Origin of the sequence: Rummeliibacillus sp. G93, assembly GCF_023515935.1 — a bacterium.
GTDB classification, from domain to species: domain Bacteria; phylum Bacillota; class Bacilli; order Bacillales_A; family Planococcaceae; genus Rummeliibacillus; species Rummeliibacillus stabekisii.
Genome location: NZ_CP097314.1, coordinates 2,532,224 through 2,546,207 on the forward strand (window position 1 = coordinate 2,532,224; position 13,984 = coordinate 2,546,207).

A 13,984-nucleotide genomic window follows, 5' to 3' on the forward strand; every position below is an offset into this window, starting at 1 on the left:
CCCCAAATTCCCTTTTTATTTATCATTAACATAGCCTTCGTCATATAGATGGCAGGCTACAGAATGACCTTCTTCAACTTCTACTAACGTTGGAACAATTGAGGTACATTGCTCCATCTTGAAAGGACATCTTGTATGGAAAGTACACCCTTTCGGTGGATTAGAGGGGCTTGGAATATCGCCCGATAACAATACATGCTCTCGCTTGAAATCTGGTTCAGGTACAGGTACTGCAGAAAGCAGGCCCTTTGCATATGGGTGAAGCGGATTGGCATAAAGCTTTTCGCTTTCAGCGATTTCAACCATCTTTCCTAAATACATCACACCCACTCGATCACTGATATGCCGTACAACCCCCAAATCATGCGCGATAAATATATAAGTAAGCTTTAAATCTTTTTGCAAATCTTGCATAAGATTTAATACTTGTGCTTGAATCGATACGTCTAGTGCTGAAACAGGCTCATCTGCAATAATGAGCTTAGGATTGGTCATAAGTGCTCGAGCGATGCCGATTCGTTGCCTTTGCCCACCACTGAACTGATGCGGATAACGATTGGCGTGATAACTTGATAACCCTACAATTTCTAAGAGTTCGAGCACCTTTTTCTTTCGTTCCTTGGCATTGCCTAATCCATGGACGATCAAAGGCTCTTCTAGTATTTTGCCAATAGTGTGCCGCGGATTAAGTGATGCAAAAGGATCCTGGAAGACCATTTGAATTTCACGGCGCGCCTTTCTCATCTCAGCATTCGATAGTTTTGTTAAATCTTTTCCTTCAAACTCAATGGAGCCCTCTGTCGGGTCAAGCAGTTTCATAATCATTCGCCCTGTAGTGGATTTCCCGCAGCCGGATTCTCCTACTATGCCTAAGGTTTCTCCCTCATATACATAAAACGACACATCATCTACGGCTTTGACGTTTCCTTGTTCCTTGCCTAGGATTCCTTTGCGAATAGGAAAATACTTTTTTAAGTTATTTACTTTCAACAATGGCTCTGTCATCAATGTGTGCCTCCTTGCCGCTTACTAAAAAGCATCTTGTCTTATGGTGCTCTCCTGTCTGATAGAGAGGAGGGTTCTCCTGTAAACAGCGTTCATGCGCCCATTCGCAGCGTGCAGCAAAACGGCACCCCTGCGTAATGCTTCCGGGTTTTGGTACATTTCCTCGAATGGAGTATAATCGATCCTTCTTAAACCTCATATCAGGCACAGATTGGATTAATCCTTTTGTATAGGGATGCTGTGGATCCTTAAAGATCAAATCAACAGGTCCTTCCTCAACAATTTGCCCACTATACATAACGACAACTCGTTCACACGTTTCAGCCACTACGCCTAAATCATGCGTGATTAGCATAACAGCCGTATTAAGCCGTTTATTTAAATCCCTCATAAGTTGGAGGATTTGGGCTTGAATCGTAACATCCAACGCAGTTGTTGGTTCATCTGCTATCAAGATTTTTGGATCGCAAACTAAAGCCATTGCAATCATGACCCTTTGCCGCATTCCTCCTGATAATTGGTGAGGATATTCTTTTAGCAGCTCTTCTGAACGGGGAAGCCCCACTAACTTCATCATTTCAATGGCACGTTCTTCTGCTTTTTTCTTGGACCATTTTTTATTGTGAATCAAAATGGCTTCCGTTAATTGATTACCTATTGTAAAAAGGGGATTCAACGATGTCATAGGCTCTTGGAAAATCATAGCTACTTCTTTCCCTCTAATTTTTCGCATTTCTTTATCCGAAAACTTTGATAAGTCCGTGCCTTCTAAGAGAATTTCACCGTTTGTGACCTTTCCTGGCGGGGAAGGTACAAGCCCCATAATAGAAAGGGACGTTACGCTTTTGCCGCAGCCTGATTCTCCTACTATGCCAAGAATTTCACCTTCTCTTAGCGAAAAATCAATGTTATCAACTGCAGGAATTGCTCCATCCTCTGTAAAAAATGTTGTTTCTAAACCTTTAACCTGTAATAGCTCCTTCCGTTCCATCCCATCACTCCCTCAAGAGTCTTATCTTCTATTTTATATATATGCGCTTAAAAGCTTGTTCCTTCCTCGCTCTAAAGTTTAATAGAGTGATTAAAGGTACCCTAAACCGTTTTAGGTCGTATTGCATAATTAATTGCAATATATTTCTGAATTATCTATTAATCATAATATTTTGTCAATAGTATTTTTACTTTTGAGCTTCTGCTAGATTCGTATATATATGAGATAAGACACTCCTTTTCGACTGCGAACAAAAAGGCCTCCACGAAATGGAGGCCGCAGACTGTGGAGAGAAGGGTTGGAAATCGAAATGATTTTAACCCCTTCTGTGTTTTCTGCTTCTAAATCAGCAGAGGAGAAATCAACGTTGATTTCCGTTCCTGGCGGACGCTTTCCGGGGGCTTGCCCTTAGCCTCCTCGTCGCGTTGCTCCTGCGGGGTCTTCGCGCTGCGCTGATCCCCCTGGAGTCGCCGCCATGCACTCCAATCAACTAGGTGTCTTCTTTGAAGGTATAGACAAGTCTTTTAGGCCCCTCAGGGTTGTACATTGCATTCCACACTTCTCTTTCGCACCTGAAACGATAACTTCAACCTTTTCTTTCCGTTTCTCATAGATAGCTTGGATCTCATAGTAGTAACTCAAGTCTTCTGCAACGTCCAGGTAGTCCTGCCAAATATTCCGCTGATCATCTTTTGTTTGTTTTTACTTTGCATTTGCTCAATGGTCAAAATCTCTATCTGTTCACGTTCGTTGACTTGATTTTCCTCATCATATCTATCACCTCATCGAGTAGTAGAAGACACTTGTTGATTGGAGAGGAGAGCGGCATCAGCACGAGCTGAAGACCCTGGACGGAGCGAAGCGAAGGAAGCGGCTGAAGTCGTGCCTCCCGGAAAGCGTCCGCTCGTAACGGAAATCAACAGTTTTAGTGGTGATTCTATAAAAAAAGACTGCAGCAAACTCTAAACCCATGAGTTTGTCTACAGCCTGAGGCCTTATCAAAAATGGAGGCCGATTGAACGTTATTCTAATGTTTGGATATGGAATAAGTTATGATAAATTCCATCCTGTTTTTCTAGAAGTTCTTGATGGGTACCTTGTTCTTTCAACTCCCCATGATCAATGACTAAAATCTGATCTGCGTGTGTTATCGTAGATAGGCGGTGCGCCACAATAACCGTTGTACGATTATGCGCTAGCCTGTCAAGAGATTCTTGAATCAATGCTTCACTTTCTAGGTCAAGGGCAGAAGTAGCTTCATCCAAAATAAGGATAGGCGGGTTCTTTAAGAACACTCGTGCGATGGCAATCCGCTGTTTTTGTCCGCCGGATAGCTTTACGCCTCTTTCGCCCACTTTTGTATCATACCCCTCAGGAAGTGACAATATAAATTCATGGGCATTGGCAGCTTTGGCAGCTTCAATGACTTCCTCGTCTGACGCATCTGGATTACCCATTAAGATATTCGCTTTCACAGAATCGCTAAACAATATATTATCCTGCATAACAATACCTATTTGGGAACGCAATGATAAGAGTGTCGTTTTCCGAATATCCACCCCATCGATTTTTACAGCGCCCTTTTGGACATCATAAAAACGAGGAATCAAGCTGATGATCGTCGACTTACCACCGCCACTCATACCGACAAGTGCTACCGTTTGGCCCGGAATAATGTCAAAGTTAACATTTTTCAGTACATCTTGACCGTCATCATTATAGCGGAAAGACACATGGTCGAATTCAATTTTACCCTTTACTTGTGGTAATGGTTTAGCATCCTTCGCATCTTCTACTTCATATGTTTGATCAAAAAGTTCAAACATGCGGTCCATTGATGCGACGGCTTGGGTTAAGGTTGTGGATGAATTGACCAATCTGCGCAATGGATTGTACAAGCTATCTATATAAGCAACAAAAGCAGCCATCGTACCGACAGAAAGATGTCCATTAATTACTTCATAGCCTGCAAAGCCGATAACGATTAATGGAGCAATTCCTGTAATCGTATTAACTACTGCAAAGGTCTTCGCATTCCATCTTGTTTGGTCTAATGCTTTGTTTAAGAATTCTCCGTTTGTACCGCTGAATATCTTTTGTTCATGTTTTTCTAATGTAAAGCTTTTAATAATATTCATGCCTTGAACACGTTCATGCAGGTAACTTTGAACACCTGCCAATGCCTTTGATCGTTCCCTTGTTAGTGAACGCAGACGGCTAAAGAAATATCGTACACTAATCGCGTAGAATGGAAAGGCGATTAAAGATACAAGCGTTAACTTTACATCCAATTTCATCATGACAACGATGGCAATAATAATGGTAGATAAGTCAATCCACACATTCATTAACCCAGTCATGACAAATTCTTTCGTTTGTTCAACATCATTGATTGTACGAGAAATGACATCCCCTACCCGATTGTTAGAATAGAATTTTAATCCTAATTTTTGAAGGTGGACGTACATTTTTTGGCGAATATCATACAAAATATTATTGCTTAACTTTTGAGCTAAATATTGGCGATAATACTCAATCGGCGGACGAATAATAAAGAATAAAATCGCGGTACCGCCAAGCCAATAAAACAGTTCCTTTGTTTTCATTTCAGTCGAGAGGTCTTTTGCGCCTATAATATCATCTATGACAATTTTAATAAGCACTGGAGTAAAAAGTGGTATAGCAAATTTAATAACTCCGAGTATAAAAGTGACAAATATATTCACTCTATATGGTTTGACGAAGCGCAAATAGCGTTTCATACTGCCCAATTACATCACGTTCCTTTCAAACGAAAAAAAGCTGCCCTGATCCGCCGGGCAACTCCTTTTCAATTTTTGCATTGCGTTTAAGACAAGCGAAAGCTACTTAGGATTATGCAGTTCTTTTTGGAACTTATAGCGGTTTGTCCACGCTTCAATAAAGTCTGGCGCAAATGGCCCTTTACGTTTATCTATCCAGCTGATTAATTTGTCAACATTGGATTTAAGAATATGGTCTATCACTAGTGGATAGCCCATTGCCTTTTTATGCTGCTCATACTCATCCTCATCAAGTAGTGTATACGACATGTCCGAGAATACTTTGATATCCAAATCATAATCAATATACTTTACAGCATTATGGTCAAATACAAATGGTGAGCTCATATTACAATAGTAATATACTCCATCTTCCCTTAACATACAAATAATATTAAACCAATGCTCTGCATGGAAATAACATATGGACGGTTCCCGTGTAACCCATGTACGCCCGTCTGACTCAATGACTAATGTTTTATCATTCGCACCGATTACGATATTTTTAGTAGCCTTTAATACCATCGTTTCCTGCCAAACTCGGTGGATCTTGCCGTTGTGTTTATAACTATGTATTTGTATGATTTCCCCTTCTGACGGAATTGCCATTGAAAGACCACCTTTCAAACACCCCTTATGAGCGTTCTTTTGTAACATTATAACAATCCTCGTCAAAAACGTGTAGCAAAAAAACTGGTGAAGGATAATCCTCCACCAATTTGTTTGTTAAAAGCTATTGATTTTGATTTGGATTGTTTTGTCCATAAAGACCAGAAGCTTGCTGCTTAGCGCGTTCTGCTTGTTGGTTTTGCTTTTTGACAGCTTGAACATCTGTCTCAGCACCAAACTCCTCAGTGTTTTGCCCCGCAAGACGCCCAGAAGCTTGTTGCTTTTTAGCTTCAGCTTGTTGGTTTAACTTTTTCACACCTTGAACATCTGTTTCGCCGTTGAATTTTTTTCTCAATGTAATCACCTCCACGACTATAAGTTGTGCAGTATGATGTTTTTTATACAATGGTTATTAAATTCAGCAAGCAACCCACACTAATACTCACTAGGAGAATAAACTGTGTACAAGGTAAAATTTAAGCATGTTTATGTTTTGCTTCGGTTTCTTTCCATGCAGCCCAAATCTTTTGCATAGGTACAGGCAGTGGCAGAGCTTTTATTTCTTCCTCTGTAAACCAAACGCTGGATTCTGTTGGTTGTCCGTTCTGTTCTACCTTCAAATAGTAACTCTCCATATTCCATGTTAGATGTGAAAAAATATGCTTGAAGGACAATAATCTTTCGCGGCTTACAAGATCTACATTGTAAGAATCCGCAAGGAAACCTTCGCTTGGAGTTGTTGATTTTTCTACCATTGGGAATTGCCACATGTTTGCAAGCAGACCTTTACCAGGTCTTTTTTCTAATAAGAACTGTTTCTTTTCATTTTGCACAACAAACACATCATAAAAAAGGTCTTTCATTTTCGTTTTTTTTGTTTTAATCGGCAATTCTTCTGGACGGCCTTCCTGGAAAGCAGTGCAAAATTCGCGTACCGGGCAAAGGAGGCATTTGGGTGAAGTTGGCGTACAAATCAGCGCTCCTAATTCCATTAACCCTTGGTTGAATTCAGAAGGATACGCTGGATCAATTAATTCCATAACGGCTTGTTCAAATATTTTTTTCGTTTTAGGTAAAGCGATATCTTCTTTAATCAAAAGAACTCTGCTGAGCACGCGCATTACATTGCCATCGACTGCATGTTCGGCTTTATTATAGGCAATACTTAGAATAGCACCCGCGGTATAAGGGCCAACACCTTTTAATTTGATAATTTCCGGGCGATTGTCAGGCACTGTACTACTATACTTTTCTACAACCTCTCTGACGCCTGCTTGCAGATTTCTAGCTCTCGAATAATAACCAAGACCTTCCCATTGCTTTAATAGTTTTTCTTCAGGTGCTTGCGCTAAATCCTCCGGAGTAGGAAATTCTTCGATAAAACGATTGTAATAAGGGATGACAGTATCTACTCTTGTTTGCTGTAGCATAACTTCTGACACCCATATTTTGTACGGATCATGCGTGTGTCTCCAAGGCAAATCTCTTTTTTCTCGAATAAACCATTGAACTAATGCTTCTTGGAATTGTTTTTTATATTGATAATGAAAATTCATGTTTTCCACCTTTTTAATTCATTTTTAATTCACATACAAAGTGGGCATTATAGTGTAAACTGTTGCCTAAAAGGGTAAACAGTAAGTATAAGCAATACTCCCATGTTATAAGGAGTTGATCATTTTGGATTCTGGAACACATCTAGTAATGGGAATTGCGCTAGGCGGCTTGGCTATGGTTGACCCAGTTGTTGCCGGCAGCTCATCCACTTCTATGGCCGTCATTACAAGCGTAATTATTGGTTCCCAAGCGCCTGATATTGATACTGTTTTGAAATTGCGCAGCAATGCTATATATATACGCCATCACCGAGGAATTACACACTCCATTCCAGCGGTTCTATTATGGCCGATTTTAATTTCATCTGTCTTTTTTTTAGTATTCCCGCATACTAATTTTTTTCATCTCTGGCTTTGGACATTCCTTGCAGTCTTTTTACATGTCTTTGTAGATATTTTTAATGCGTATGGCACACAGGCATTGCGCCCCTTCTCTAAGCGATGGGTAGCACTTGGCTGGATTAATACGTTTGATCCGATTATTTTCGCCTTGCATGTGATCGCCTTAATGTTTTGGGCATTCGGTGCGGACCCAGTACCTACCATGTTTTCTTTGTACAGTGTGGTATTCATCTATTATGTGGTACGTTTCTTTCTTCAACGATCAGTCAAGAAAGCGGTCCATAATACAATACCTGATGCTAAAAGAATTATTTTATCGCCTACGTCACGTTTCTTCCAATATAGAGTAGCAGCCAACTCTGCTACTCATCACTATGTGGGACGTGCTTATGGGCGTTCAATTACCATTTACGACAAATTTAAAATTGAACCATTGCCGGATACGCCACTTTTCCATAAAGTATTGGAAGACCCGAATTTTAAAACATTTGTCTCTTTCTCTCCACTATATCGGTGGGAGGTCAATCAATTGGGTGATGGGAAAACAGAAGTACGTCTCATAGATCTTAGGTATCGCAGCAATAATTATTATCCATTTGTTGCAATCGCACATCTGACAAAAGATCTAACCATCGTCAAATCCTTTACAGGTTGGATTTTCAGCGAAGACAAATTACAGAAAAAATTAGTAGTGAAATCAGAAGGAATCCGTTAAAAGGCCATCAAAATGACCGTTTCTATAAAAGAAACGGTCATTCTTTTTGTATAAAAGGACAACCTAAGCAATAGTTTAACATGTCCATTTTAGCCAAAAATCTATTCTTCATTTAAAAGGTGCGCATATTTTGGATTACGAGCTACAAATTCATTTAACTGGCTACCGTAGCTGTCTATCCATTGCGAGATGATTTTCTCCGACATTTCAGCTCCTTGATAGTCGTAGCCTGCTTTAGCATAGGTGGCTTCAAAATCAGACCAAAGAAGTTCCACCCAAACACGCGCTTTCTCCTCTGATATTTTCGGATTTTTGTCTTGCAGTTTTGCAACTAATTCATTGATAATTCGTTCCATCTCTTAGCTCTCCTTTACAGGTGTTAGCATAGCAATCGGAAGGGCTTCTTCATAATGATTGCCGCCTAAGCGATAGCCCCATGCATACACACCTTTTAAATAATCGACCTTAAAGAACATCCCTGGGTCGTTTGCAATCCGATACATCTCACCTGATTTAAAATCTTCTGGGTTTAACAAATACGACTGTGCCACTAATGCTTTCCGTTCATATACAGCAAACTCATTTAGAATACCAAGCTGCTCCGCTTTTCTTGCTTTTTCTTTTAGTGTGGCAATTGTTTCCCGTAATTCAGTAGGGTTCATTTCGCTAAATTTCTTCTCCATTGTCCTGCTCCTTTTCCTTTTGTTCAATAAAATCATCTATCACTTCTGCAGGGAATCCTTTTTGATATAGAGCTTGTTTCACCCGCATATGCAATTCGTATCCTGTATATTTTGAGGCGTATTTCTTCCACGCCTTTTCACCTTGCAGTTCTATCATATCTTGCCATTCTTCATCTTCTTTGGATAAATCCACTTGCTCGATTACTCTTTCGCAAATTGAATAGGAGTAGCCCTTGCGCAGTAGCAAATCCTGTATTTTTTGCTTTATTTGGACGGGTGTCTTGCGATGCTCACTTCGCACAACCTTTTCCGCTAGCTGTTTAGCAATCTTGGCTTGCTCATCTTCAGAAAATTCATCAAGTACTCTCTGCTGCAGATTTTCTTCGATGCCCCTTTTTTTCAGGTCCATCTTAATCGCTCTTGGCCCTTTTTTGGCTGTTTTCTTTTTTGTTTCGACTAAAGCCCTGGAGTAACTTTCATCATTTAAGAAGCCAAGCTTTTTTAGCTTTTGCAATGCTTCTTGGATCACCGCATCCCCAAATTCTAAACCCTTCAATTTTTGGCGGACTTCATGTTCGCTGCGCATTTGATAACTCAAATAGGAAAGTGATCGATTGAAAGCTCGTTGAATTTCATCGTCGAATGCAATTTCCTCAACCGTTAATGAATCGAGTACCTTTCCTTTTGTCAGACCATATTGAATAAGAATACCCTCGTCCACGCTAAATGCATATTCTTCATTAAGAAATATATTATAACGCTCTTGGTTCCTTTTTTGGGCGCTTATTTTTGTAATTACACGAGACATTCGGTCCACCTCCATTATATAAGTATAACAAGACTTCGTTTAAAAACAATTATCCCTAACTGCATAATTCCTGGTATTACACACAAGCTAACACAAAAAGAAAGGATGCGTGAAAAATGTTTAAACAACATCTCGCCGGCATTGCCATTGCAGCCACTATTTTAGCAACAGGCATCACAACAAATCCGTTTGATGCATTTGCAAAAGAATATGGTTGGGGTTTTAAAAAAACAACAAATGAAGTTCCTACAGAAGCTGGTGCAGAGTATGATGCACTACTAAAAAAATATGATGCTGTCTATAAAGGCAGCCCAGAAGAAAAAATTATGTATCTGACATTTGACTGTGGTTATGAAAATGGCTATACAGCATCCATTTTAGATACATTGAAAAAAGAAAATATACAAGGCACATTCTTCTTAACAGGCCATTACTTATCGAGCGCAACACCGCTAGTTAAACGTATGGTAAAAGAAGGTCATGAAATCGGCAACCATTCGGATAAGCACCCGAATATGGCTCGTCTAACTGAACAACAAATGAAAGACGAATGGGCTAATTTTGATAAAAAGCTCGCTGAAATTACAGATGTAGAGCGTACAGTGTATGCAAGACCGCCTGAAGGAGTATTTAGTGAAGAGTTATTGCGGGTCGGTAATGAGGCAGGATATCGTCATATTTTCTGGTCTGTCGCATTTAAAGACTGGCTTAAGGATCAACCACAAGGCTGGAAATATTCATACGACAACTTGATGTCTCAAATGCATCCAGGCGCAATCATATTAATGCATACCGTTTCACCTGATAACGCTGAAGCGCTGCCTCGATTTATTAAAGATGCTAAGAAAAAAGGCTACCGTTTTGAATCCATCAACAATTTGATGAACTCTGGTACTGGCTCCTCTTCAAAAGACAAGGAAAAGGATGCTTCTTGATTCTTTGCTGCTGCGTCTATTTTCGTTATAATGGGGAATGAAGCGAAAAAAGGACGTGTAATTCTTGAATCAACAAGCGACGATAATGAAGCTGGGACAACGAATCCCGCTTACGATAAAACGATTAGGCATTAATGGTGAAGGTATCGGCTACTATAAACGCAATGTTGTTTTTGTTAAGGGGGCTTTGCCCGGAGAAGACATTTATGCTGAACTAACTAAAATCAACCGCAATTTTGCCGAAGCTAAAATCATCAAAATTCATAAACAGTCAAAAGCAAGACAAACACCGCCATGCCCTGTGTATGATTTGTGCGGCGGATGCCAATTACAGCACATGAAATATGGAGACCAGCTGAAGGCAAAGCGAGATGTCATTGTACAAGCTCTGCATAAGTATGTGAAAAATAGCGCGAAGCAGATAGACATCAGAAAAACAATCGGTATGAGTGATCCATGGCATTACCGGAATAAAAGTCAATTTCAAGTTCGTAAAATCGGTAGCCATGTAGCTGCCGGACTTTATACGGAAAACAGCCATAAGCTACTCGATATTGACGATTGCCTTGTCCAAGATACTAGAACTACTGCTATCACGAATAAAGCAAAGAAGATTATTGAAGAACTCGATATTCCTGTGTACAACAGTAAAACACATAAAGGCATTGTCAGAACAATTGTTGTGCGGGTAGGTCTTCAAACGGGAGAAATTCAACTTGTCCTTATCACGGCGCGCAAAAATTTCCCAAATAAAGAAGTACTGCTTGAAAAATTAAAAGGAATAGACGAATCGATTGTGTCGATTGTTCAAAATATCAACAACGACCAAACTTCCCTTATATTCGGTGATCAAACGATTACTCTTTATGGGCAAGATACAATTCACGAAGAACTGGGTGAGCTTGCTTTTGACCTTTCAGCACGCGCATTCTTCCAACTAAACCCAAGCCAAACAGTACATCTGTATAATGAAATCAAACAAGCAGCAGGGCTTACAGGCAAGGAAAAGATTGTAGATGCTTATTGCGGCGTCGGTACTATTGGTCTTTGGCTTGCAGATCAGGCCAAAGAAGTGCGCGGAATGGATATCATCCCTGAAAGCATTGAGGATGCGAAAAAAAATGCGAAGAAGCATGGCTTCACGCATACAAAATATGTGGCAGGCACAGCAGAAAAATGGCTAGATATCTGGCAAAAAGAAGGCTTCATACCAGATGTTTTAACAGTCGATCCACCACGTACAGGATTAGCGCCAAGCCTTATCAACACATTGCTACAAGTAAAGCCAAAGCGAATTGTTTACACATCCTGCAACCCATCTACGTTAGCAAAAGATCTGCAGGAATTAATGAAAGTCTACAACGTAGAATATATTCAACCATTGGATATGTTCCCACAAACGGCGCATGTTGAGTCCGTGACATTGCTGACATTGAAATAGCTTGTCTTGTCTCCAATATTGTGGTGTTTTGTATGTGCCCTCGGACTAAAGGTTCGGGGGTTTTTTTTTGCCTAGGAGCGTATTTTTACATGGGATTAAAATATTTGATGGGCTGAACCATCAATAAAATATATTCTGGCAATTACGTGAAGGGGATTCGATTTACGTAGAATGTTTTGCGATTTAAAAGCTGTAGGGGACGGTGATAACATATGCCACTATCAATTTATTAAAAAAAGAGAATACGTAGGAAATATTGTGGCAATTATAGTGCTTGCTTAATACACTGGGGATTGGAAAGAAGAATAACTAACATAATTTCTTTCAATCATACTTGCCATATAGTTAGATTTATATAGTATTCTAATAATGCATTCACAAACTAAAAGGAGGCAAAAAATGAATATCGATGCTCAAATGAATCAAACAAAGGACGAGGAATCGGAGCAATATAAAGTAGTTCCCATTATCGTCTCTTTTTTGATTGCTGGATTTATTGGTTTATTTAGCGAAACAGCTTTAAATATGGCATTAGGTACTTTAATTGTAGACTTTAAAATTCATGAGACTACCGTTCAATGGCTTACGACTGGCTATTTATTAACTCTAGGAATTCTTGTTCCTGTTTCTGGTTTAATTTTACAATGGTTTACAACAAGGCAATTGTTTATTGTTTCCATTACATTATCTATAATCGGAACATTTATAGCTGCTATTGCCCCCACATTCGCTTTCTTAATGTTGGCGCGTGTAGTTCAAGCAATGGGTACGGCATTAATGTTACCTCTCATGTTTAATACCATTTTATTAATTGTTCCACCCTATAAAAGAGGTAAAATCATGGGATTAATGGGACTTGTTATTTCCTTTTCTCCCGCTGTTGGCCCAACACTTTCTGGGTTGATTTTAAAAACACTAACATGGCATTATATTTTCTGGTTTTCTTTACCGGTTCTAGTGATCGCCCTTGTTTTTGGAATAGTGTATATGCAAAATGTTTCAACACCAACGAAGCCTAAAATTGATATCTTATCCATTATTTTATCAACAATTGGATTTGGAGGGGTGGTTTATGGTTTTAGTATTGCAGGTGATGGTGGTTGGGGAGATTCAACTGTAATTACTGCTATTATTGTTGGTGTTATTGGGTTACTGCTCTTTTGCATTCGCCAAACAAAAATGGAACAACCAATGTTAAAACTTCGTGTATTCAAATACCCTATGTTTGTTGTTGGGTTAATACTCGTACTAATATGTATGATGGTTATTCTTTCTTCAATGATTGTATTGCCACTGTACTTGCAAAATTCGCTAGCTTTAGGTACGTTTGCTGCAGGACTTCTGCTATTACCAGGTGGAATTGTAAACGGGTTATTGTCACCTGTTATGGGTAGCTTATTTGATAAATTCGGACCAAAATGGTTAGTTATCCTTGGCATTATTATAGTCACAGGTTCCTTAATTGGCTTTTCAACGATTGATTTAGATACATCTTCTGGATTCTTGATTGCTATGCATATCTGCATGATGATTGGTGTTTCGATGATCATGATGCCAGCTCAAACAAACGGTTTAAACGAATTACCACGTGAGCTTTATCCTGATGGAACGGCAATCATGAACACACTTCAACAAGTCGCCGGTGCAATTGGTACGGCGGTAGCGATTTCTATTTTATCTTCTGGAACTGAAAAGTATCTAAAAAACGTAACCGATGCGACAAACCCACTAAATCAATTACTTGCTTTCACTTCAGGAGTTCAAGATGCCTTTATCTTTGCGATTATCGTGGCGATTACTGGTTTAATTGTTAGTCTATTTATTAAAAGAGTCCATGTGTAACATTACATTTCTTAGGGTATGAAATCGACCATTATTTTTAAGGACCGAGTTGATTAAGTCTATAAATAGATTGTGTTGTAAAAATATGGACAATATTAGAAATATAAACCTTTAAATGATAACACACGTTGAATCCGTGACACTGCTGACATTAAAATAGCTGTTCTAATTACATTAAATAGCAAAAAGAAAAAGG

Annotated in this window: 13 protein-coding genes; 4 read left to right on the plus strand and 9 right to left on the minus strand. The window is 39.4% G+C overall.

The window, feature by feature from the left end; genetic code table 11:
* Positions 1-15: 15 nt before the first annotated feature.
* The 6 genes from M2M59_RS12815 to mutY form a co-directional block, all read right to left on the minus strand.
* The gene (locus tag M2M59_RS12815; protein ID WP_249774762.1) at positions 16-1,005 is read right to left on the minus strand and encodes an ABC transporter ATP-binding protein; all 990 of its coding nucleotides are present in this window, start codon (positions 1,003-1,005) and stop codon (positions 16-18) included.
* Positions 977-1,996, minus strand: a complete 1,020-nt coding sequence (locus M2M59_RS12820; RefSeq protein ID WP_249774763.1) for an ABC transporter ATP-binding protein — start codon at positions 1,994-1,996, stop codon at positions 977-979. Before M2M59_RS12820 ends, M2M59_RS12815 begins: the two co-directional genes overlap by 29 nt.
* Before the next feature lie 1,022 nt (positions 1,997-3,018).
* A complete protein-coding gene (locus tag M2M59_RS12825; protein WP_305882083.1) occupies positions 3,019-4,767 on the minus strand; it encodes an ABC transporter ATP-binding protein in 1,749 nt (582 codons plus the stop codon).
* A 93-nt stretch (positions 4,768-4,860) separates the two neighbouring features.
* Entirely contained in the window at positions 4,861-5,406 is a 546-nt protein-coding gene (locus M2M59_RS12830) for a nucleoside tri-diphosphate phosphatase (RefSeq protein ID WP_249774764.1), read from the minus strand.
* A gap of 124 nt (positions 5,407-5,530) precedes the next feature.
* Positions 5,531-5,761 carry a gamma-type small acid-soluble spore protein gene (locus M2M59_RS12835; RefSeq protein ID WP_066789721.1) on the minus strand — a complete coding sequence of 77 codons (231 nt, stop codon included), beginning with the start codon at positions 5,759-5,761 and terminating at the stop codon, positions 5,531-5,533.
* A gap of 121 nt (positions 5,762-5,882) precedes the next feature.
* Positions 5,883-6,962 carry an A/G-specific adenine glycosylase gene (gene mutY / locus M2M59_RS12840; RefSeq protein ID WP_147197183.1) on the minus strand — a complete coding sequence of 360 codons (1,080 nt, stop codon included), beginning with the start codon at positions 6,960-6,962 and terminating at the stop codon, positions 5,883-5,885.
* Between the two features lie 124 nt (positions 6,963-7,086).
* On the opposite strand from mutY, the gene M2M59_RS12845 reads away from it, so the two are divergent.
* Positions 7,087-8,079 (plus strand): metal-dependent hydrolase, encoded by a 993-nt coding sequence (locus tag M2M59_RS12845; RefSeq protein WP_249774765.1) that lies wholly within the window; start codon positions 7,087-7,089, stop codon positions 8,077-8,079.
* Between the two features lie 101 nt (positions 8,080-8,180).
* Here M2M59_RS12845 and M2M59_RS12850 read toward each other — a convergent pair whose 3' ends face one another.
* The 3 genes from M2M59_RS12850 to recX are packed head-to-tail and all read right to left on the minus strand — an operon-like array spanning position 8,181 to position 9,570.
* Positions 8,181-8,435 carry a YfhJ family protein gene (locus M2M59_RS12850; RefSeq protein WP_249774766.1) on the minus strand — a complete coding sequence of 85 codons (255 nt, stop codon included), beginning with the start codon at positions 8,433-8,435 and terminating at the stop codon, positions 8,181-8,183.
* Positions 8,436-8,438: 3 nt separating this feature from the next.
* A complete protein-coding gene (locus M2M59_RS12855; RefSeq protein ID WP_147197189.1) occupies positions 8,439-8,762 on the minus strand; it encodes a YfhH family protein in 324 nt (107 codons plus the stop codon).
* Positions 8,746-9,570 carry a recombination regulator RecX gene (gene recX / locus M2M59_RS12860; protein ID WP_147197191.1) on the minus strand — a complete coding sequence of 275 codons (825 nt, stop codon included), beginning with the start codon at positions 9,568-9,570 and terminating at the stop codon, positions 8,746-8,748. Before recX ends, M2M59_RS12855 begins: the two co-directional genes overlap by 17 nt.
* A 116-nt stretch (positions 9,571-9,686) precedes the next feature.
* Between recX and M2M59_RS12865 the strand changes: the two genes are divergently transcribed.
* The 3 genes from M2M59_RS12865 to M2M59_RS12875 all read left to right on the plus strand — a co-directional run bounded on the left by M2M59_RS12865 (position 9,687) and on the right by M2M59_RS12875 (position 13,788).
* Positions 9,687-10,505: a polysaccharide deacetylase family protein gene (locus M2M59_RS12865; protein WP_249774767.1), complete on the plus strand. Its 819-nt coding sequence runs from the start codon at positions 9,687-9,689 to the stop codon at positions 10,503-10,505.
* A gap of 85 nt (positions 10,506-10,590) precedes the next feature.
* A complete protein-coding gene (gene rlmD / locus M2M59_RS12870) occupies positions 10,591-11,946 on the plus strand; it encodes a 23S rRNA (uracil(1939)-C(5))-methyltransferase RlmD (RefSeq protein ID WP_371923817.1) in 1,356 nt (451 codons plus the stop codon).
* A gap of 417 nt (positions 11,947-12,363) precedes the next feature.
* Complete coding sequence (locus M2M59_RS12875; protein WP_244946727.1) at positions 12,364-13,788, plus strand: MDR family MFS transporter; 1,425 nt, start codon at positions 12,364-12,366, stop codon at positions 13,786-13,788.
* Positions 13,789-13,984 lie beyond the last annotated feature (196 nt).

Excerpts from the sequence above, each read along its gene's own strand:
- mutY (WP_147197183.1), bottom strand. The coding sequence starts at position 6,962 with ATGAATTTTCATTATCAATATAAAAAACAATTCCAAGAAGCATTAGTT.
- recX (WP_147197191.1), bottom strand. The coding sequence starts at position 9,570 with ATGTCTCGTGTAATTACAAAAATAAGCGCCCAAAAAAGGAACCAAGAG.
- M2M59_RS12830 (WP_249774764.1), bottom strand. The coding sequence starts at position 5,406 with ATGGCAATTCCGTCAGAAGGGGAAATCATACAAATACATAGTTATAAA.
- M2M59_RS12865 (WP_249774767.1), top strand. The coding sequence starts at position 9,687 with ATGTTTAAACAACATCTCGCCGGCATTGCCATTGCAGCCACTATTTTA.
- rlmD (WP_371923817.1), top strand. The coding sequence starts at position 10,591 with ATGAAGCTGGGACAACGAATCCCGCTTACGATAAAACGATTAGGCATT.
- M2M59_RS12815 (WP_249774762.1), bottom strand. The coding sequence starts at position 1,005 with ATGACAGAGCCATTGTTGAAAGTAAATAACTTAAAAAAGTATTTTCCT.
- M2M59_RS12820 (WP_249774763.1), bottom strand. The coding sequence starts at position 1,996 with ATGGAACGGAAGGAGCTATTACAGGTTAAAGGTTTAGAAACAACATTT.
- M2M59_RS12855 (WP_147197189.1), bottom strand. The coding sequence starts at position 8,762 with ATGGAGAAGAAATTTAGCGAAATGAACCCTACTGAATTACGGGAAACA.
- M2M59_RS12850 (WP_249774766.1), bottom strand. The coding sequence starts at position 8,435 with ATGGAACGAATTATCAATGAATTAGTTGCAAAACTGCAAGACAAAAAT.
- M2M59_RS12875 (WP_244946727.1), top strand. The coding sequence starts at position 12,364 with ATGAATCAAACAAAGGACGAGGAATCGGAGCAATATAAAGTAGTTCCC.